Origin of the sequence: Microlunatus phosphovorus NM-1, from assembly GCF_000270245.1 — a bacterium.
Lineage (GTDB): Bacteria > Actinomycetota > Actinomycetes > Propionibacteriales > Propionibacteriaceae > Microlunatus > Microlunatus phosphovorus.
In genome coordinates, this window is the sequence record NC_015635.1 from 4,487,916 (window position 1) to 4,506,959 (window position 19,044).

At 66.5% G+C, this 19,044-nt stretch carries 19 protein-coding genes; 7 read left to right on the forward strand and 12 right to left on the reverse strand.

Annotated elements, in window-relative coordinates; translation table 11 throughout:
- Positions 1–86 precede the first annotated feature (86 nt).
- Positions 87–1,379 carry a GNAT family protein gene (locus MLP_RS27580; RefSeq protein WP_013865045.1) on the forward strand — a complete coding sequence of 431 codons (1,293 nt, stop codon included), beginning with the start codon at positions 87–89 and terminating at the stop codon, positions 1,377–1,379.
- Here MLP_RS27580 and MLP_RS20285 read toward each other — a convergent pair.
- From MLP_RS20285 to MLP_RS20295, 3 genes are all read right to left on the reverse strand, one after another.
- Positions 1,357–4,800 (reverse strand): hybrid sensor histidine kinase/response regulator, encoded by a 3,444-nt coding sequence (locus MLP_RS20285; protein WP_049804610.1) that lies wholly within the window; start codon positions 4,798–4,800, stop codon positions 1,357–1,359. The genes MLP_RS27580 and MLP_RS20285 overlap by 23 nt on opposite strands.
- Positions 4,801–4,923: 123 nt before the next feature.
- Positions 4,924–5,337, reverse strand: coding sequence for a response regulator (locus MLP_RS20290; RefSeq protein WP_013865047.1), 414 nt, complete (start codon positions 5,335–5,337; stop codon positions 4,924–4,926).
- 76 nt (positions 5,338–5,413) lie between these two features.
- Positions 5,414–5,686, reverse strand: coding sequence for a DUF2277 domain-containing protein (locus tag MLP_RS20295; RefSeq protein ID WP_013865048.1), 273 nt, complete (start codon positions 5,684–5,686; stop codon positions 5,414–5,416).
- A 115-nt stretch (positions 5,687–5,801) separates the two neighbouring features.
- Here MLP_RS20295 and MLP_RS20300 point away from each other — a divergent pair, with 115 nt between their 5' ends.
- On the forward strand, positions 5,802–6,968 hold the full coding sequence (locus MLP_RS20300) for a winged helix DNA-binding domain-containing protein (protein WP_013865049.1): 1,167 nt from the start codon (positions 5,802–5,804) through the stop codon (positions 6,966–6,968).
- An 853-nt stretch (positions 6,969–7,821) separates the two neighbouring features.
- On the opposite strand, the gene MLP_RS20305 is transcribed toward MLP_RS20300, so the two are convergent.
- The 7 genes from MLP_RS20305 to MLP_RS20335 all read right to left on the reverse strand — a co-directional run bounded on the left by MLP_RS20305 (position 7,822) and on the right by MLP_RS20335 (position 13,800).
- Positions 7,822–8,217 carry a cytochrome c oxidase subunit 4 gene (locus MLP_RS20305; RefSeq protein WP_013865052.1) on the reverse strand — a complete coding sequence of 132 codons (396 nt, stop codon included), beginning with the start codon at positions 8,215–8,217 and terminating at the stop codon, positions 7,822–7,824.
- On the reverse strand, positions 8,214–10,010 hold the full coding sequence (ctaD, locus tag MLP_RS20310; RefSeq protein WP_013865053.1) for an aa3-type cytochrome oxidase subunit I: 1,797 nt from the start codon (positions 10,008–10,010) through the stop codon (positions 8,214–8,216). Before ctaD ends, MLP_RS20305 begins: the two co-directional genes overlap by 4 nt.
- Positions 10,007–10,885 (reverse strand): aa3-type cytochrome oxidase subunit II, encoded by an 879-nt coding sequence (gene ctaC, locus MLP_RS20315; protein WP_083844049.1) that lies wholly within the window; start codon positions 10,883–10,885, stop codon positions 10,007–10,009. The genes ctaD and ctaC overlap by 4 nt, the downstream gene beginning before the upstream one ends.
- Positions 10,886–11,146: 261 nt before the next feature.
- Positions 11,147–11,506 (reverse strand): HesB/IscA family protein, encoded by a 360-nt coding sequence (locus MLP_RS20320; protein WP_041790374.1) that lies wholly within the window; start codon positions 11,504–11,506, stop codon positions 11,147–11,149.
- Between the two features lie 72 nt (positions 11,507–11,578).
- A complete protein-coding gene (locus MLP_RS20325) occupies positions 11,579–12,643 on the reverse strand; it encodes a glycerate kinase (RefSeq protein ID WP_156821239.1) in 1,065 nt (354 codons plus the stop codon).
- The gene (gene pspAA, locus MLP_RS20330) at positions 12,644–12,928 is read right to left on the reverse strand and encodes a PspA-associated protein PspAA (RefSeq protein ID WP_013865057.1); all 285 of its coding nucleotides are present in this window, start codon (positions 12,926–12,928) and stop codon (positions 12,644–12,646) included.
- Positions 12,925–13,800, reverse strand: a complete 876-nt coding sequence (locus MLP_RS20335; protein WP_083843893.1) for a PspA/IM30 family protein — start codon at positions 13,798–13,800, stop codon at positions 12,925–12,927. The genes pspAA and MLP_RS20335 overlap by 4 nt, the downstream gene beginning before the upstream one ends.
- A 215-nt stretch (positions 13,801–14,015) precedes the next feature.
- On the opposite strand from MLP_RS20335, the gene MLP_RS20340 reads away from it, so the two are divergent.
- The 5 genes from MLP_RS20340 (at position 14,016) to MLP_RS20360 (ending at position 17,627) form a co-directional block, all read left to right on the forward strand.
- Positions 14,016–14,588, forward strand: coding sequence for a DUF3043 domain-containing protein (locus tag MLP_RS20340; protein WP_013865059.1), 573 nt, complete (start codon positions 14,016–14,018; stop codon positions 14,586–14,588).
- 210 nt (positions 14,589–14,798) lie between these two features.
- Positions 14,799–15,806 carry an aldo/keto reductase family protein gene (locus MLP_RS20345; protein ID WP_013865060.1) on the forward strand — a complete coding sequence of 336 codons (1,008 nt, stop codon included), beginning with the start codon at positions 14,799–14,801 and terminating at the stop codon, positions 15,804–15,806.
- Positions 15,806–16,000 carry a hypothetical protein gene (locus tag MLP_RS20350; RefSeq protein WP_013865061.1) on the forward strand — a complete coding sequence of 65 codons (195 nt, stop codon included), beginning with the start codon at positions 15,806–15,808 and terminating at the stop codon, positions 15,998–16,000. Before MLP_RS20345 ends, MLP_RS20350 begins: the two co-directional genes overlap by 1 nt.
- A gap of 111 nt (positions 16,001–16,111) precedes the next feature.
- Positions 16,112–17,056, forward strand: a complete 945-nt coding sequence (locus MLP_RS20355) for a beta-ketoacyl-ACP synthase III (protein ID WP_013865062.1) — start codon at positions 16,112–16,114, stop codon at positions 17,054–17,056.
- A 19-nt stretch (positions 17,057–17,075) separates the two neighbouring features.
- Positions 17,076–17,627, forward strand: coding sequence for an NUDIX hydrolase (locus tag MLP_RS20360; protein ID WP_013865063.1), 552 nt, complete (start codon positions 17,076–17,078; stop codon positions 17,625–17,627).
- Here MLP_RS20360 and MLP_RS20365 read toward each other — a convergent pair.
- Together MLP_RS20365 and gcvT are read right to left on the reverse strand one after the other, a co-directional pair.
- Entirely contained in the window at positions 17,614–17,919 is a 306-nt protein-coding gene (locus MLP_RS20365; protein ID WP_013865064.1) for a hypothetical protein, read from the reverse strand. The genes MLP_RS20360 and MLP_RS20365 overlap by 14 nt on opposite strands.
- Positions 17,916–19,031, reverse strand: coding sequence for a glycine cleavage system aminomethyltransferase GcvT (gene gcvT / locus MLP_RS20370; protein WP_013865065.1), 1,116 nt, complete (start codon positions 19,029–19,031; stop codon positions 17,916–17,918). Before gcvT ends, MLP_RS20365 begins: the two co-directional genes overlap by 4 nt.
- Between the last annotated feature and the right edge of the window lie 13 nt (positions 19,032–19,044).

Genomic DNA, 19,044 nt, shown 5'->3' on the forward strand with positions numbered 1-19,044 from the left:
CCATCGATACCGATCCGAACCTTCTTCTCCCATCAAGGTCCATCCCCCCGCACCCCAACCCCCTACACCTTGGAGCCAATCCCTCGATGCGTACGATCATGATGCCGATCCTGCCTCTCGACACCATCGATGACCTCTATCCCCGGTACGCCGCTGCCTGGGAGTCGCTTTTGCCCAAAGCCGCTGCGCGGCACCGGCTGAGCGCCGAGGAGTTCCGTCACGAGATGCTCGACCCCCGGCTGGAGAAGTACGTGGTCCTCGACACCGACGATCGCGTCGTCGCCATGACCACGATGACGACCGATCTCGATGCCATCCCGTGGATCAATCCGGACTTCTATCAGCAGCGCTATCCCGACGAGTGCGCCAACGGCACGATGTTCTATCTGGGCTACAGCTTCGTCGACATCGAGCATCGACGTACCCGTGCCTTCGCCATGATGACGGAGGCCGTCGACGAGCGAGTCTCCTCCGTGCACGGTGTGATCGGGCTCGACATGTGCGGATTCGCCATGGAGCACGGCATCGGCCGGCGCCTTCAGCGGCTGTTCCCCAGCAGCCGAGAGGTCGTCCGCGGTGACACGCAGACCTACCTGATCGCCGACTACCGGACATCGCAACGCTCGAACGACTGCTATGCCCTCACCTCTCTCGCTGAGCGCCCCGATCTCCTCGACGACGTCCGCATGCTGCTCAGCAAGCAGTGGCCGGCCTACACTCTGATCGGCAACGCAGGTCACGGGGTGGACCTGGACGGGCTGCTGCTCGGCCTTGCCGAGAGCCAACTGCTGCTGGTGGACGAGCAGGAGGCACTAGCCGGCGTGGGCTTCTCGGTGCCGCTGCAGTGGGACGGCACCGTCGACGATCTGCCGGGAGGCTGGGACGACGCGATCGTGGCCAGCGAGCGATTGCAGCGCATCGGCGGCCGACTCGACACGGTCTGTGTGTTGTCGATCACGGTCGCACCACATTTGACCGGCCGCGGCCTTGCTGAGCGGCTTATCGGTGCCTTCAAGGAGCGGGCGAGCGGCATGGGAGCGCACGCCGTAATCATTCCGGTTCGTCCCAGCCAGAAGTCGCGCTATCCGTTGATCTCGATGACGGAATACCTGAGCTGGACCCGGGCCGACGCTCAGTCCTTCGATCGGTGGCTGCGGGTGCACCTGCGTCTTGGTGCGACCGTCCTTGCCATTGCCCCCGAGTCCATGGTCGTCACCGGCACGATCGCACAGTGGGAAGGTTGGTTGGGCATGCCGCTGCCCGGCAACGGCGAGTTCGTGATCGACGGTGGATTGGTGCCGCTCCTGGTCGACCGGACGGCCGACCAGGGGCGATATGTCGAGCCGAACGTGTGGGTCAGCTACCAGACCGCTCGCTGAGCGGACTCTCGACAGCGTCGCAGAGCAGCGGCGGGCCGAGCGTGGACAGCGCTCGAACAGCGGCATCCATCTCGGCCAACAGATCGTCGACCGCTGCTGCGCTCAGCGACGCACCGGATCGAGTCCGCTGCTCGATCCCGGCTGCATGATGCATGACTCGCTGTGCCCCGATCGTGCCCGAAGACCCCTTCAGCTCGTGGGTGATCGCGACCATGGCCTCCCGATCGTCGGTGGCGACGGCATCCCTCAGCGCCTCGACCCAGTCTGAACTGCGACGCACGTAGGAGGCGACCATCGACTCGACCAGCCGGGTGCCGTCGGCCGTGACCAACTCGGTCAGATCCATCAGTCTGCTGAGATCCAGAACATCGTCGTCCGGCTCCTCCGCCGGTTCCGGCGCCGTGGTCAGCGGTACGTCATGCAGTCCCTGCGCAGGTGGCAGTTCGACCAAAGTCGACCGCAGCGAGGCCGTGTCCAGTGGACAGAAGAGCAGGCTACTGACGTCAACGGCAAGGTAACGCTCTCGGTCCTCGGCCGTGGCGTTACAGACGACTGCCGCGATCGGTATCTCACGACCCGCGCCCTGCGTGCGCCGGATGGCACGGGCAACGTCGAGACTCTCCTCGACCTCGAGATCGATCAGCACAGCTCTGACGGCCGTGCCTGCGAGCACCTCCAGTGCCTCCTCACCATCGGCGACACTCCGGATCTCGAAACCGAGGCTCGCGAGGAACCGGCCGGTGAGGATCCTTCGGGCAGGGTCTTCGCCGACAACCAAGACGGGGTCACTCCCCCCGGGCTCGTGCGGGGACCCCGACTCCCCTTGATGTGCACGGCGACGAAGTAGTTCCTTCTCCCGCGGAGCCATCAAACGGATCAGCCGATCGAAGAGGTCCCCGTTCCGCACTGGCTTGGGCAACCACTGGCTGATCCCCGCCTCACGCATGGCCTCCGGGCCGGGATACAAACCCGAGGTCAGCATGATCATCGGGAGCCCCCGCAGGATCGGGTCCATCGTCACTCGGCGTGCCAGCTCCAGGCCGTCGACCTCGGGCATATGGGCGTCCAGGGCGGCCAGATCGTACGGTCGCCCCTCGATCGCGGCGCTACGCAGCAGTTGAAAGGCCTCCTGTGCACCATCGACGATCTCGGGCTCCATCGACCAAGATCTCAGCTGCGTCTCGAGCAGGGTTCCGTTGGTGGAGTTGTCGTCGACGACCAGAACGCGCAGACCGGCCAGCAGGTCGTGGCTCACCGACCTGGCAGTCGGCTCGGCCCGCGTCGCTGTCCGCAGGCCCAACTCGACGATGAACCGGCTGCCCACACCGACCTCGCTCTCCAAGGTGATCGTGCCTCCCATCACCTCCACCAGCCTTCGGGAGATCGCCAGCCCGAGCCCGGTGCCGCCGAAGCGGCGGGTCGTCGATGCATCGGCCTGAGAGAACGACTCGAACAATCGGCCACGATGCTCCTCCGCGATGCCGATGCCGGTATCGATCACTTCCAGTCGCAACCGGCAGCGATCACGATCCACACCCACCACGGCCACCTTGATGATCACCTCGCCTTCCTGGGTGAACTTCACCGCGTTCGAGGCGAGATTGAGCAGAACCTGGCGAATCCGACCGGCATCGCCATGCAGTGCCTCGGGCACGTCCGGCAGGCAGTAGGCGATCAGCTCCAGCCCCTTGGTCGTAGCAGTGGGGGCCATCAAAGCGCCGACCTCTTCGACGACGTGGCGCAGGCTGAAGTCCGATTGCTCGAGCACGACCTTGCCGGCCTCCAGCTTCGAGAAGTCCAAGATGTCGTCGATGACACTGAGCAGTGCATCACCTCCGCTTTGCACGCCCTCGGTGTAGAGCCGCTGTGTCGGGTCCAGTTCGGTCTCCAACAGCAGTGCGGTCAAGCCGATCACGGCGTTCATGGGCGTCCGGATCTCGTGACTCATGGTCGCCAGGAACTCCGACTTCAACCGTGCCGTGGTCAGCGCCTCCTCACGAGCCCGTTCGAGAGCCTCGGCCTCGCGACGCCGGCTGGTGATGTCCTGGGCAAAGATCGAGATTCCTTCCACACGTTCGCCGCCGACGATGGGTGAGACGGTCAACGCGATCGGGACGACACTGCCATCCGGGCGGGACCAGTCGATCTCGTACCCGTCCATCCGTTCGCCGCGGACGGCCCTGGCAAGCAGTGTCTTGGCATCGACCCCGGCATCCGCGAGCAGGAAGTCGGGAGATCGTCCGATCACGTGATCGAGCGGGTAGCCGTAGAGCCGGGCCGCAGACGGATTCCAGGAGGTGATCCGGCTGTCCAGGGAGACACCGACGATCGCGTCCGTCGAGGAGGTGACGATGGACCCCAGCGCGGCGAGCTCCGAGGTTCGCCTGGCCACCTTGGCCTCGAGGTCGCGGGTCAGACTCACGTTCTCGTACACGATCATCACCTGCCGACCGGTCACCACGACCAGCAGTAGACCCGCTGTGGTGAGGAAGTACGGGTCCCGGTCGCCGACTCCGATGCCGAGCAGCACCAAGGCACCCGCGAACGGCAGGTACGGCAGCAGTTGGAGCAGCAAGGTGTAGTCGCGACCACGTGAGTGCCAGCCGCTCATCGGGATGAAGGTCGCCAGCCCGATCAGCGCCGGCCCAGCCATCCAGCCTGCCGCCAACGGGGTGGCGGTGGCGAACTCGACCCCGTGTGCCATCAGCCACACGTAGACGCTGTCGGAGACCGCGATGATCAGCAGACCAGAACCCAGGAAGAACCAGGTCAGCCGGTCCCCCGGCAGCTGCCGCATGCCAAAGCCGAGGACCAACGCGCAGATCGCGACATCGGAGACCAGGTAGGCCAGGTGCAGCCAGCTGTCGAGGGTGCCGAAGTCCGCGTTTCGCAGCACGGCGCCGAGAACGGTGGCCTCGCTAATCAGCAGCACACCGATGGTGATGACGAGCGCATCCAGTAGCTGACGGAAGCGAGAGATCAACAGCTCGGAGCGACGGGGAAAGGCAAGCACAGCAAGGACGGACGGCACCATGTAGCCGAGGAACGACAGCGTGTCAGCGATCGCGGATGGCGATGACTCGGTGTTCGAGAGAGCCGTGAGCACCCAGCCGACTTGGCCGAGCCCGCCCAGGCCCATCCCGACTGCCATGAAGATCCAGGCCAGCCGTGCTGCGGTTCGACGGCGTACCGCAAGCACACAGCAAACGCATGCGAAGATGAGCGCCGCCAGGATCGAGACGCTGCCGATGACCTGGGCCTGGATCGACGCCGGATCCCGACGCGCCAGCAGCAACGCGACCAGCAGAACCGCCAACGCCCAACCGATGCCGAAGGCGATCAACAACCGCCTGGCGCGGTCTGGGAAGTGGTTCTGGTGAGCTGTGACCGAAGGATCCACGGTCTGACGGCTCCGGGGCATGTGGCAGCTACTCCTCATCCGCCCCGAGCGCGACGATTACGCTCCGATCATACGCACGTTGACATCAACCGTCAGGACTGCGTCCCGACGAAGCGCGGAGTCAGATCCTGGACGTCGGCGCTGTCACCTCCGGGACGGCGCACGACCCAGCGCCGCACTCAGTGCGGTCTTCGTCAACGGCTTGGCCAGATAGTCGTCCATGCCGGCGGCCCGGCAGCGCTCGGCGTCACCGGCCATGGCATTGGCTGTGAGCGCGATGATGTACGGCTGCCGCTCGTCCGGCAGCTCAGCGCGAACTCTACGAGAGGCCTCGTAGCCGTCGAGCTCCGGCATCTGCACATCCATCAGCACGATCGGATAGAACGTCGTGTGCAGCTCCGCGACGGCCTGGAGCCCGTCGTTCACGCTCCGACATTCATAGCCGAGGAGCCGCAGCATGCCTTCGGCGACCATCTGGTTCAGCTGGTTGTCCTCCACCAGGAGCACCTGCCGAGCGGACACTCGGACGTTCTCAGACGCGTGTGCGACTGCTGACATGCCAATCCCTCGCTGCTCATCGAGCCCGTTTCCCCGAGATCAGTCCGCAGTCTAGCTCGGCCGTGCTGGTTGCCCGTCACACGGTGGCGTACCGTTTCGCAGCCCTTGCTCGCGCTTTCAGCGTTTCCTCTTCGCGGTTCTTGGGCGGCGCGGTCGTCGTCAGATGGTCGAGCAGATGCTGGGTGGCGTGTGCGACGGCGTGAACGGCTTCGTTGAACGCCTCTTCGTTGGCCTTGGATGGCTTGGTCGTCCCGGCGATCTTGCGGACGTACTGCAAGGCTGCCTCATGCACCTCCCGGCTCGTCGCGGGCGGCTCGAAGTTGTGGAGCTGGCGAATGTTCCGGCACATATCTCGACAATAGGCCCACCTGCTGCCCCACCCGATTCCGAGGCGCATCGAAATGGTGCGGAGATGAGTCACCTGGTGCGGAGCAGGACCGGAGTCTCCGCCAGACTTCTTGGCCATGAGGATCATCGACGACGACGAACGCCGTACGCGGCTGGCTCAGCGGCATCGGTTGCTGCCGCGGCTGCGGACCGACGATGTCGTCCAGATCGCCGACGACCTCGTCGCGCTGCACTCCACGGACCCCGTGACGGCGATGATGTCACCGATGGTGCGGATGAAGCACCCGTCCCTCGCCATCATCGAGCAGGTGGTGTACGAGCAGCGGGCCCTGATCAGGCACCATGCCATGCGCCGCACTCTGTGGCTCGCACCGCCGGAAACGATGCGGCTGATGAACGCCGCCACGAGCCGCAAGCTGGTGGCACCCGAGCGGCGGCGGCTGCTCACCGCCCTCGCCCGACACGGAGTGGCAGATCCCGACGCCTGGCTGGATGACGCGCGAGCGGCCATCCTCGACGACCTCCGCAGTCACGGCCCGAGCACCGCGCGTGAGATCGGCCAGCGGGTCGAGGCTGTCCGACTTCCGCTGCACTTGGCGCCTGGCAAGTCGTACGCGTCCATCCAGGGCGCGCACAGTCGAGTCATCGTCCTGCTCGGGTTCGAGGGGCAGATCCTCCGGGCGCGGCCATCCAGCTGGATCACCGGTGCGTACGCGTACGTGACCGCTCAGGACTGGCTACCCGACGGTCTGGGCGAGCTGGACGAAGAGGCTTCGGCCATCGAGCTCGCCCGCCGCTGGCTGCGCCGCTTCGGTCCCGGCACCACGACCGACCTGCAGTGGTGGATGGGCTGGACACTCGGTCTGACCCGCCGCGCACTTCAGGGCTGCGATGCCGTCCCGGTGCAACTGGCAGCCGGTGCCGGCTGGATTGCCGCCGACGAGGATCCGGTCGAGGACGACGAGCCGTGGGTGGCGCTGCTGCCGGCCCTCGACCCGACCACGATGGGCTGGAAACAGCGCGCCTGGTATCTCCCGGACGCTGCGGCTGAGGCGTTCGACTCCGTCGGCAACGGTGGGCCGACCATCTGGGTCGACGGCCGGATCGTCGGCGCCTGGGCCCAAGACAAACAGGGCCAGATCCACCTGCACTACTTCGAACGGGTTGCTGCCACCCGCCGTCACGAGATCGACGCCCGAGTCGCCGACCTCAAAGCAATGGTGGGCGACACCCGCTTCTCAGTCCGCTTCCCCGGCGACATCCACGCCCGGATCCTCGGTTGACCATTGGTCTTCAGTGGCCCTGAGCCGCCAGCTCAGCCGCGTCGAGCACCGGGAGCGGTCGATGGCGAACCGTCTGGCGCCGCGGGGCCACGAACGATCGGCGGTCAGGCACGCCCAGCAGACGGCTTACGCCCCCGGGCCACAAACGATCGAAAGCCAAGCACAACACCCGTACGGGCTACGCCCGCGGGCCACAAACGACCAGCGATCACGCGGACCCAGCAGACGGCTTGCGCCGCGGGGCCACGAACGATCGGCGGTCAGGCACGCCCAGCAGACGGCTCGCGCCCCCGGGCCACAAACGATCGAAAGCCAAGCACAACACCCGCACGGCTGCCGCCGGCGGGCCACAAACGACCGGCGGTCAGGCGCGCCCAGCAGACGGCTTGCGCCCCCGGGCCACAAACGATCGAAAGCCGAGCACAACACCCGTACGGCTGCCGCCGGCGGGCCACGAACGATCGGCGGTCAGGCGCGCCCAGCAGACGGCTTGCGCCCCCGGGCCACAAACGATCGAAAGCCAAGCACAACACCCGCACGGCTGCCGCCGGCGGGCCACGAACGGCCGGCGGTCGAGCGTGCCCAGAGAACGGCTTGCGCCCCCGGGCCACAAACGACAATCAGTGCCGCGCAGCGGGCCTTCCGGCGAGCGTCAGCGAGCCGGCTTACCCTGCGAGCGACCGAGAGCGGAGTCAGGAGCGCAGCGAGTGACGACTCCCGTCGCGAGCGGCCGCGCCGCGGAGCGCCCGGTTCCGTCTGGACTGAGGAGCGAGCAAACACGTTCTTCGTTTGCGAGCGACGAGGGAAGACGGAACCAATCGGCGCGTAGTTGGCGCAGCGAGTGACGACTAGCTCAGTGCGCGTAGTCACCCCGGTAGTACTGGTAGATCCAGCCGGTCAGGGTGGCGAAAGCGGTGCCGACGGCGATGATCGAGAGCCACCAGCCGAAGACCGGTCCGAGCACGAAGAGGGCGAAGGACACCGCGCAGAACAGCGGCCACTTGCTTTGGGGCGGGAAGAAGCCGTACTCGCCCGCACCCTCGGCGATCTCACCGTCACGTCGGTCCTCCGGCCGCGCCGCCAAGCGCCGCGAGACCAGACCGAGATAGGTGCAGATCATCATCACCAGGAAGAAGGTCAAGATCAGCGCGACCGTGCCGGTGAGCTCGTGACTCAGGAACCAGTAGACCGGGGTGACGATGGCGAAGAAGATCATCAACCCGCCGAAGATCCAAGCTTCGACCTTCACTTGTCACCCTCTCCCTTGGTCTGATCGGACGAATCGCCGACCACGTCATCGGACTGTCCCCCGACCCGCGCCTTCAACTCGTCCACCCGCCCGGTGTCATCGCCGGCGTCGACCAGCCCATCAGCAGGAGCGTCGTTGGCCGGGTACTCCGCCAAGGCCACCTCCGGGTGGTGCAGATCAAAGGCCGGAGACTCCGACCGGATCCGCGGCAGGGAGGCGAAGTTGTGCCGTGGCGGCGGGCACGAGGTCGCCCACTCCAGCGAACGTCCCCAACCCCATGGGTCGTCGACGGTGACCCTCGGGCTGTTCCGGGTCTTCCAGACGTTGATCAAGAACGGGATCATCGAGGCGCCGAGCAGGAACGCACCGACGGTGGACACCTGGTTCAGCGTGGTGAAACCGTCGGTCGGCAGGTAGTCCGCATAGCGCCGCGGCATGCCCTCGACACCCAGCCAGTGTTGCACCAAGAAGGTGGTGTGGAAGCCCACGAACAGCAGCCAGAAGTGGATCTTGCCGAGCCGCTCGTCCAGCATCCGCCCGGTGAACTTCGGCCACCAGAAGTAGAAGCCGGCGAACATGGCGAAGACGACCGTGCCGAACACCACGTAGTGGAAGTGCGCCACCACGAAGTAGGAGTCGGACACATGGAAGTCCAGCGGCGGCGACGCCAGGATGACGCCGGTCAGACCGCCGAACAAGAAGGTGGTCAAGAAGCCGACCGCCCAGAGCATGGGAGTGGCCATGGAGATGTTGCCACCCCACATGGTGCCGATCCAGTTGAAGAACTTCACTCCGGTGGGCACCGCGATCAGGAATGTCATGAAGGAGAAGAACGGCAGGTTGACCGCTCCGGTCACATACATGTGGTGCGCCCAGACCGCCACCGACAAGGCGCCGATGAGCAGCGTCGCCGCCACCAGACCGATGTAGCCGAAGACCGGCTTCTTGCTGAACACCGGCAGCACTTCGGTGATGATGCCGAAGAACGGCAACGCGATGATGTACACCTCGGGATGCCCGAAGAACCAGAACAGGTGTTGCCACAGGATCGGGCCACCAGTGGCCGCATCGAAGATGTGCGCACCGAGCACTCGGTCGGCCTCCAACACCAGCAGCGCCGCCGCCAGCACCGGGAACACGATCAGCACCAGGATCGAGGTCACCAGGATGTTCCAGGTGAAGATCGGCAGTCGGAACATGGTCAGACCCGGAGCCCGCAGGCAGAGGATCGTGGTGATGAAGTTCACCGAGCCGAGCACCGTGCCGATACCGGCCATGTAGAAGCCCATGATCCACAGGTCGCCGCCGACGCCCGGCGAGTTCACCGCGTCGCTCAGCGGCACATACGCGAACCAGCCGAAGCTCGCCGCGCCCTGCGGGGTGAGGAAGCCGGAGCAAGCGATGATGCCGCCGAACAGATACAGCCAGTACGCGAACATGTTCAGCCGTGGGAAGGCGACGTCCGGAGCGCCGATCTGCAATGGCATGATCGCGTTCGCGAATCCGGCGAACAACGGCGTCGCGAACAGCAGCAGCATGATCGCACCGTGCATGGTGAAGAACTGATTGAAGGTCTCGTACGACAGGAACTGGATACCGGGGAAGGCCAGCTCGGCGCGGATGGACAGAGCCAAGATCCCGCCGAAGGCGAAGAAGACCAACGAGGTGATGAAGTAGAGGTTGCCGATCACCTTGTGATCGGTGGTGGTCATCCACTTCCAGATCATGGTGCCGAGCTGACGAGTCGGCTCAGCAACCTCGGCACCGGACGCCGTGCGCTGCAGGGTGGTCATCGCCGTTCCTCTCTCTGGATCGCCGGGCCATGGGCCTGCGCGTCGACCGATCCCTTGACCTCGCCGGTCTGACCCTTCGCCACCAATGACTTCAGGTAGGCGTTGTACTCGGCCTCGCTCACCACGTGGACGTTGAACAGCATCGCCGAGTGGTAGGTGCCGCACAGTTCCGCGCACTTGCCGGCGAAGACGCCTTCCTTCGTCGGGGTGACCTGCATGACGTTGTCCCGCCCAGGCACGATGTCGAGTTTGTCGTAGAAGGCGGGGATCCAGAAGGAGTGGATCACGTCCGGCGAATGGAGATTGAACTCCACCCGCTTGCCGACCGGAAGATAGAGGTCGGGCGTCTGGTTGACGGTGCCGGCGTTCCAGACATCCTCGCCCACGGCCGGATTGTCCGCGGACTTGTAGTTGAACGTCCACGACCACTTCTGACCGATGACGTTGATCTTCACATCGGGATCCGGCTGCTTCTCCAGCACCTTGTTCTGGGTGACCACGGTGAAATAGAAGAGCGTGCCGATGATGATGAACGGAACGATCGTGTACATGATCTCCAGCGGCAGGTTGTACCTGTTCTGCCGCGGCAGCAGGTTCGCGCGCCGCCGGTAGCGCAGCACCGCCCAGCCGATCAGGCCCCAGACCAGGATGCCGACCGCCGCTGCGGCGATCCAGGCACCGATCCACAGATTGCCGATGGCCACCGCGTTGTCGCTGGCCGGCTCCGGCAGCCCCACACGCTGGAACGAGTTCGTGGTGTCCTCGACCGAGCACGACGCGAGGAACAACACACCCAACCCGGCCGCCATCGCCACCGGTCGCCGTAACCGCTGCCATCCAACCGACGAGCGAGTCCGTCTCGTCAGTTCAGGCATCTCCGCGCCACCCACATCGCGCCTTTCGTCCGTGTCAACTGGGAGGCCCAGCGGCCCCCCAACACGGTCCCGACGCGACGCGTCGGTCTCGAGGTTTGCGGGGGGAGCCAATCCTCTTGGGAAACCATAACGTAGGAGTCAGACGATGGCTGCGGCAGCCGGTCTCGAAGACCGTGGCGTCTCATCACGCGAAGCCCTCCGAGAACGACGAAGGCTCCCCGGCCGATGCCGGGGAGCCAACGTAGGATCGTTCGTGCAGACTCAGTGAAAACTGTCGCCGCAAGCGCAGGATCCGGTGGCGTTCGGATTGTCGATGGTGAAGCCCTGCTTCTCGATGGTGTCGACGAAGTCGATGGTCGCGCCCATCAGATACGGCGCGCTCATCCGGTCGGTGACGACGTTGACGCCGCTGAACTCGGCGACGATGTCACCGTCCAGGTTTCGCTCGTCGAAATACAGCTGGTAGCGCAGCCCGGAGCAGCCGCCCGGTTGCACCGCGATTCGCAGCGCCAGGTCGTCGCGGCCTTCGCCGTCGAGCAGCGCCTTGACCTTCGAGGCCGCGCCGTCGGTGAGGCTCACACCATCCGCGATCGGGGTGGTGCTCTGGTCGGTAACCGTCATGTCTGTCTCCACGGGGTTGGGCTGGTCTTTCAGTCTCAGTGTAGAACCGCGATCGAGTCCGGGAAACTCCCCTCACCAACGCCAAGTACGTGAGATCCGTGTCACTGTCGCGACCAACTCGGCCTCCTGCAGGTCGCCTCCGGCAGGCCGGTCCAGGTGGGACTCGCGGATCGGGTACGCCGCCTCGATGCCCATCGTGCGCATCTCCCGAGACCCGATCAGCACCTCGCCCGCCACCACGATGCAGGGCGCCAACAACTCCGCCGCCAACTCAGCGGAGGCGGCCACCACGCCCCCGCCGCGGGTCGCGAAGTCGAAGAGGCCACAGCCGGTGACCACCAGGTCGTAGGGACCTCGCACTTCCGCCAGCGCCAACTCGGGGCCGGTGGTCAACCGACCGCCCAAGGCCAGCACCATCCAGCCCAGCCCGCCGCACGCGCCGGCCCCGGGAGCTGCCGCCGCCTCGGAGGCGACCAATCCGGTGAGCCGCTGCAGCGCGGCGTCGGCCGCAAGCAGCAGCGCCGCGTCCTCCCGCGCCGCATGACCGCGCCGGGAGGTGATGCCACGCAGACCCAGCAGCAAGGCATCGCGCTGCTGGCTGGGCACGACGCCGATCAGCTCGGTCGAGGCGAGCAGCGCGCGCGCCGGCGCCAGATCGACGCCGTCGATCCCAGACAGCCCAGCCACGCCACCGGTCAGCTCGGCACCCGTGGCCACAGCACCCAACCCGGCCAGCAGGCCGGCCCCTCCGTCGTGGCAGTCCAACCCGGCGAGATCGACGAACAGCTGTCGCGGTCGGTGCTCGGCCAGCACCGTCGCGACGGCGCGGCCGAGCGGCAGCGACGTCGCCTCGTACGGGATCGGTGAGTCGGCGGCGGGCGGGCCACTCGGCCCACGGATGCCGAGCACCGCCTGACCATCGGTGACCGCCCATTCGAACAGTGCTCCGTCGAGCACTCCCGTCTGCAACGGGACCCCCCAGCCATCGGCGGTCGCCTCGACCAGGCCGAGACCAGCCTCCCCTATCGCGACGGTGTCGGCCCCCGGCCAGCCAACGGCCAATGCCTGGCCGGCCGACGCGGAGGACAGCGAGCCCATCCGGTCGGGACAGATCAGCACACGCACTCGACTTGTCACTCAGTCCGGGATCAGACCCTCGCCCGACTCACTCAGCAGCGCCCGGACCTCGGCCAGGGACGCGTCGGTCTCCGGCAGGATGAGGTCGGAGTCGGCCAGCTCATCGAGGGGCAGCTCGGCACCGATCGCCCGTACCCGGTCGTGCAGTCGGCTCAGCGCGACACCGAGGCGCTCGGAGTCATCGGCCCGCACGGCCGCTTCGACCTCGTCGTCCAAAGAGTTCAACTCCGCACGTACGGCGTCATCGATCCGCCACTGACCCTCGCCGAGGATCCGCACGATCATCGCAGGTCACCCTGATTCGGCTGCTGCCCAGCCGGAGGCTGCCCGTAGGGCTGGGCAGGCGGCTGACCGTAGGACTGAGGGGGTTGCCCGTACGTCTGGTTCGGCGCCTGCTGGCCGACCGGCGGCTGGTTGGCGCCGCCAATGGCCTGCGGGCCGGACGCAGCCGGTCCGGCACCGAGCTGGGCCTTCATCCGGGCCAACTCGTCCTCGACCTCGGAGGTGGAGGCCAACTGCTCGAGCTCACGAGTGATGTCGTCCTTGGCCAGCCCGCTCGGATCGTCCAAGGCGCCAGAAGCCAGCAGCTCATCGATCGCTCCGGCACGCGCCTGCATCTGTGCGGTCTTGTCCTCGGCCCGCTGGATCGCCAGACCGACGTCGCCCATCTCCTCGCTGATCCCGGAGAACGCCTCGTTGATCCTGGTCTGCGCCTCGGCCGCGGAATAGGTGGCCTTGATGGTCTCCTTGCGGGTTCGGAAGGCATCGACCTTGGCCTGGAGCCGCTGGCTCGCCCGGGTCAGCTTTTCCTCCTCGCCCTGCAACTGGGCGTGCTGGGCCTGGAGATCACCGAGTTGCTGCTGCAGACCGGAACGCCTGGTGAGCGCCTCGCGAGCCAGGTCCTCCCGCCCGACCTCGAGCGCCTTCTGCGCCTGCTGGGTGAGTTTGTCGATCTGGGTGTTGAGTCCGGCGGCCTGCAGTTCGACGCGCTTGCGGCTGGTCGCCACGTCGGCAACACCGCGACGTACCTTCTGCAACAGCTCGAGCTGACGCTGGTAGGAGTAGTCGAGCGTCTCGCGCGGATCCTCCAGCTTGTCCAAGGCCTTGTCGGTCTTGGCGCGGAAGATCAACGAGATGCGCTGAAAGATGCCTGCCATCGTGTCCTCAACTGTCCCTTCGCGGCCCCGGCGCGCGCCGGGGCGGGTGTACACCGACTTCTACCGTAGCCCGGTCGCCGGACGAGTGACAGACAATGGGTGTCGAGGATTCGAGATCACGGGTATCCCCTGACACAATCCAGGGATACCTACCCGCATCACCCAGTCCGGCAATCTCGAGTCTCGCCGGGCGTCGCAAGCATCGAGAGGCAGCAGTGGCATTCTTCCGCCGGAACAAGTCCGAGGCAGCGCAGCCGGAGCCGGAGGACACACAGCTCGACACCGCCGCCGAATCCGGCCGAGCCAAGAAGGACGGACCCACCCCGTCCCGCAAGGAGGCTGAGGCAGCCCGTCGAGCGCGAGTGAACCGCCAGCTGACGCCGAAGGAGGCGCGCAAGGAGACCGCCGCCAGAAACCGGACCGAGCGGATGAGGGCCCTCAACGCCCGCGAGGCGCAACCGGAGAAGGTGCTGGCCCGCGACTATGTCGACGCCAGATTCAGCATCGGCGAGTTCCTGCTCCCGGCGTTGGTCCTCATCCTGTCGCTCAGCTTCCTCAACTCGATGATCCCCGGCGTGGCGCTGTATGCGACGGTGCTGATGTACGGCTACATCGCGTGGGTGATCATCGACGTCTGGTGGATGTGGCGTGGCCTGAAGAAGGTGCTGGCCGAACGGTATCCGCGATCCTCAACCAAGGGCCTGATGATGTATGCCATGAACCGGACCATCCAGATCCGGCGCTTCCGGATGCCTGCACCCCGACTCAAGCGCGGACAAAAGTACTGAGGGCTGTGTTTGTCGTCGCTCGCTGTTCGGCTGCGCTCCCAAGACTCCGTCTTCCTCCCTCACTCACAAGACGAAAAGACGTGTCTTGTTCGCTCAGTCGTCCAGACGGAGCCGTCGCTCCGCCTCACGGCCGCTCGCGACGGGATTGCTCGCTCGGGCTGAGCAGTAGGGTCGGCTAGCAACGCGAATCGACTAGGAGCAGCACGGACGATGGAATTCCGCTATCTCGGCAACAGCGGGCTGAAGGTCTCGGCGATCAGCTACGGCAACTGGGTGACCCACGGTTCCCAGGTGGAGGCCGACCGGGCCACGGTATGTGTCCGGGCGGCGCTCGAGGCGGGCATCACCACCTTCGACACCGCCGACGTCTACGCCAACACCGCAGCCGAGAAGATCCTCGGCGATGCCCTCGCGGGCCAGCGGCGGGAGAGTCTGGAGATCTTCACCAAGGTCTATTTCCCGACCGGACCCCGGGGCCACAACGACACCGGGCTGTCGCGTAAGCACATCCTCGAGTCGATCAACGGATCGCTGCAGCGGCTGCAGACTGACTACGTCGACCTCTACCAGGCCCACCGCTATGACCACTTCACGCCGCTGGAGGAGACCATGGAGGCGTTCGCCGACGTGGTGCGCTCGGGCAAGGCGCTGTACATCGGGGTGAGCGAGTGGACGCCGGAGCAACTACGGGCGGGCCATGCCCTGGCCCGCGAGCTGCGGATCCCCTTCGTCTCCAACCAGCCGCAGTACAACGCGCTCTATCGGGTGATCGAGCCCGAGGTGGTGCCGACCTGCCGCGAGCTGGGGATCTCCCAGGTGGTGTTCTCCCCCATCGCCCAAGGCGTACTGACCGGCAAATACAAGCCGGGTCAGCCGGTGCCGGAGGGTTCGCGGGCCACCGACAAGGACGGCTCGGTGTTCATCAAGAACCTGCTCACCGACGACACGCTCAGCAAGGTCCAGCAACTCCAGCCGCTGGCGGACGCCGAGGGACTCACCATGGCGCAGCTGGCGATCGCCTGGGTGCTGGCCAACGACAACGTCGCGTCCGCCATCACCGGTGGCTCCCGGCCGGAACAGATCACTGCGAACGCCGCGGCGGCGGGCAAGAAGCTGTCGGCGGAGACCCTGGCCGGGATCGATGCGGCGCTCGGCGACGCCGTCCAGCGCGATGGCTCGGTCGTCGGCCAGGCCTCGCCGTCGCGTCGGCTCAGCTGATGGCTTGGCGCTGGGTCGGCGACCCGCAGCTCCCGAAGGAGTACGAACACAGCTGGCCCAGCCAGGGCGACGCCGAGACCTGGCTGGGTGAGTTCTATCCCGACCTGCGTACGGCCGGTGTCCGCTCGGTCACCCTCTACGAGGAGGATCGTCGCGTGTACGGACCGATGTCGCTCGACCCCGATGCCTCCTGAGCGCCCCCGGGCGGCAGGACGCGGTTGGGACAGGCCGCTCGATTCCGGCGGTATGGCATACGCTCCGGCCATGACTGTGCTGACTGGTCGCACTCCCGAGAGGCTCCGCCCATGACCGGTACCCGTCTTGTCGCAGTGGGGCACTACCAGCCGGAGCGCGTGGTTCCCAACTCCGAGCTGGAGACCATGGTCGAGACCAGCGACGAGTGGATCCAGCGTCGGGTGGGCATCAAGGAGCGGCGCTGGGCCGCGCCGGAGGAGTCCGTCGACGTGCTGGCGGAGCGCGCCGCGCTGGACACGCTGGCCAAAGCCGGCACCGGTGTGGATCAGATCGACATGGTCATCGTCGCGACCTGCAGCGCGCTGGATCGATCCCCCAACATGGCCGCCCGCGTCGCGGCTCGGCTCGGCATCCCCACCAGCCCGGTCACCATCGACATCAACACGGCCTGCTCCGGCTTCCCACATGCGGTCGCGATCGCCCAGCACGCCATCTCAGCCGGCGCCGCGACCACCGCCTTGGTGATCGGGGCGGAGAAGCTGACCGACGTCACCGACTTCACCGACCGGACGACCTGCGTGCTGACCGCGGACGGCGCCGGCGCGTTCCTGCTCACCGCGGACGCCGACGAGCACATCTCGCCGGTGCTGTGGGGCTGCGTACCCGAGTTGGGTGATGCGGTGCGCATCGAGCGCGCCAACGACGACAAGTTCGCCCAGAACGGGCGGGCGGTGTACCGGTGGACCACCTTCGAGCTGCCCCGAATCGCCCGCGAGGTGATCGACCGAGCCAAGATCGCCCCGGAGGACCTGGCGGCCATCGTGCTGCATCAGGCGAATCTGCGGATCATCGAGCCGTTGGCGAACAAGATCGGTGCCGTCAACGCCGTGGTGGCCACCGACGTCACCGTCTCGGGCAACACCTCGGCGGCCTCGATTCCGCTCGCGCTGTCCAAGCTCTTGGAGGAGAACCCGTTGCCCTCGGGGTCGCCGGCTCTGCTCTTCGCCTTCGGCGGCGGACTCGCGTACGCGGGTCAGGTCGTCAAGCTGCCCTGAGCCACCAGACCTGAGTCTCGTGCCTACGCCGACCTACATCACTGCCCTGCGCGAGGTCTGGGGACACCGGCCGCTGCTGCTGCCCGGAGTCTCGGGGGTGGTGCTGCGCGGCGATCCAGACCAGGAGAATCAGGTGCTGCTGGTCCAACGCCGCGACAACGGCCGCTGGAGCCTACCGGCCGGCATCGTCGAGCCCGACGAGCAGCCTGGTGACTGCATCGCTCGGGAGATCTGGGAGGAGGCTCGGATCCGGGCGCTTCCTGAGCGGCTCGTTCGAGTATCGGCGGACCCGGAGATCAGCTATCCCAACGGCGACCGCTGTCAGTTCATGTCGATGACCTTTCGTTGCCGCTATCTCGGCGGAGAAGCCGCGGTGGGCGACGACGAGTCGCTGGCGGTTGCCTGGTTCGAGCTGCAGGCGCTTCCCGACCTGGAACCGAAGGACCACCGCCGGATCGCCGACGCGTTATCGGCCGATCCGGCCTGCACCTTCGTACTGACCGAGAATGTCGTACCGACCGAGGAGGTCGTACTGACCGAGAGCCCGGTGCCGCCGGCTACCGAGCGCTGATCTGCTCTCGCCCCCGGCGTACGTCGCCGATGAACAAGGCGGTGCCGAAACCGGCCATCAGCAGACCCACCCCGACGATCACCGGGGTGGCGTTCTTTGCGGTGGCCAGGCGCTCCTCGTAGGTCTGTTCGGCGCTGCCGTCGGCCTTGCTGCAGGTCTGTCCTGGCTGGAGCTGGACGCCGCGACAGGTGGGTGTCGGATTCGCACCCAGGGTGAACGGGTAGGCCACGATCAGCACGCCGACCAGGGCGAGGAGCAGATGGGCAATGCGCCGCCGGGTCACCGCGTTCACGTCTTCCGTACGTCGGTGGTGACGAACGGCGGTTTGACGATGGTGAACGCCTCCCGCCTGGTGCGAATGTCGACCTGGACCTGCTCCCCCACCACGAACCGAGAATCCAACAGGGCCAGCGCGATCCCGGTCTTGAGAGTCGGCGAGAAGGTGCCGGAGGTGACCGAGCCGATCTCGTGCCCATGGGCGTCGCGGACCAGCATGCCGGGTCGCGGGATCCCTCGCCCGACGGCGCGCAAGCCCCACAGCCGCCGATTCGGGGTGGCCTCTTTCTCCGCGCGCAACGCGGCATCGCCGAAGAAGGCATCCTTCGTCCAACCGATCGCCCAGCCGAGCCGAGCTTGGACCGGGGAGATATCGGGTGAGATGTCCTGGCCGTGCAACGGATAGCCCATCTCGGTGCGCAAGGTATCCCGAGCTCCCAGCCCGGCCAGCTGCAGTCCGTAGGGCTCCCCGGCGGCCACCACCGCGTCCCAGACGGCACCGGCCTGCGCGCTCGGCACGACCAACTCGTAGCCACGCTCACCGCTGTAGCCGGTCCGGCAGACGGTGAGCGGAACGCCGGCCAGTTCGGCGTGCAGGAACGACATGTAGCCGAGCTCGGACGGCAACCCAGCGGTCGTCAGCACCTCGTTGCTGAGCGGCCCCTGCACGGCGAACACCGCGTACGCCTCGTGCTCGTTCCTGACTCCGATACCAGCCGAGGCGGTGTCGGCAAGCAGCTGGGCGACCTCGGCGCAGTTGGCCGCATTCGGGATGAGGAACACGTCGTCGGGCGAGTTCAGGTAGGCGATCAGGTCGTCGATCACTCCACCGTCGTCGTTGCAGATCAGCGTGTACTGCGCCTGGCCGGGCTGGATCTTGGCCAGATCGGCAGTCAGGCAACGGTTGACGAATGCTGCCGCCTGGGATCCCATCACAGAGATCTTGCCGAGGTGGCTGACATCGAACAGGCCGACCGCCGACCGCACTGCGGTGTGCTCGGCCAGGACACCGGCACCGGCGTACTCCAGCGGCATCGACCAGCCGCCGAACTCGGAGAACTTGGCGCCGGCGGCCTCGTGCCGGTCATGGACAGGCGACAGTCTGAGGTCCGAGGATGCGGTGGACACGGAGGCGAACCTA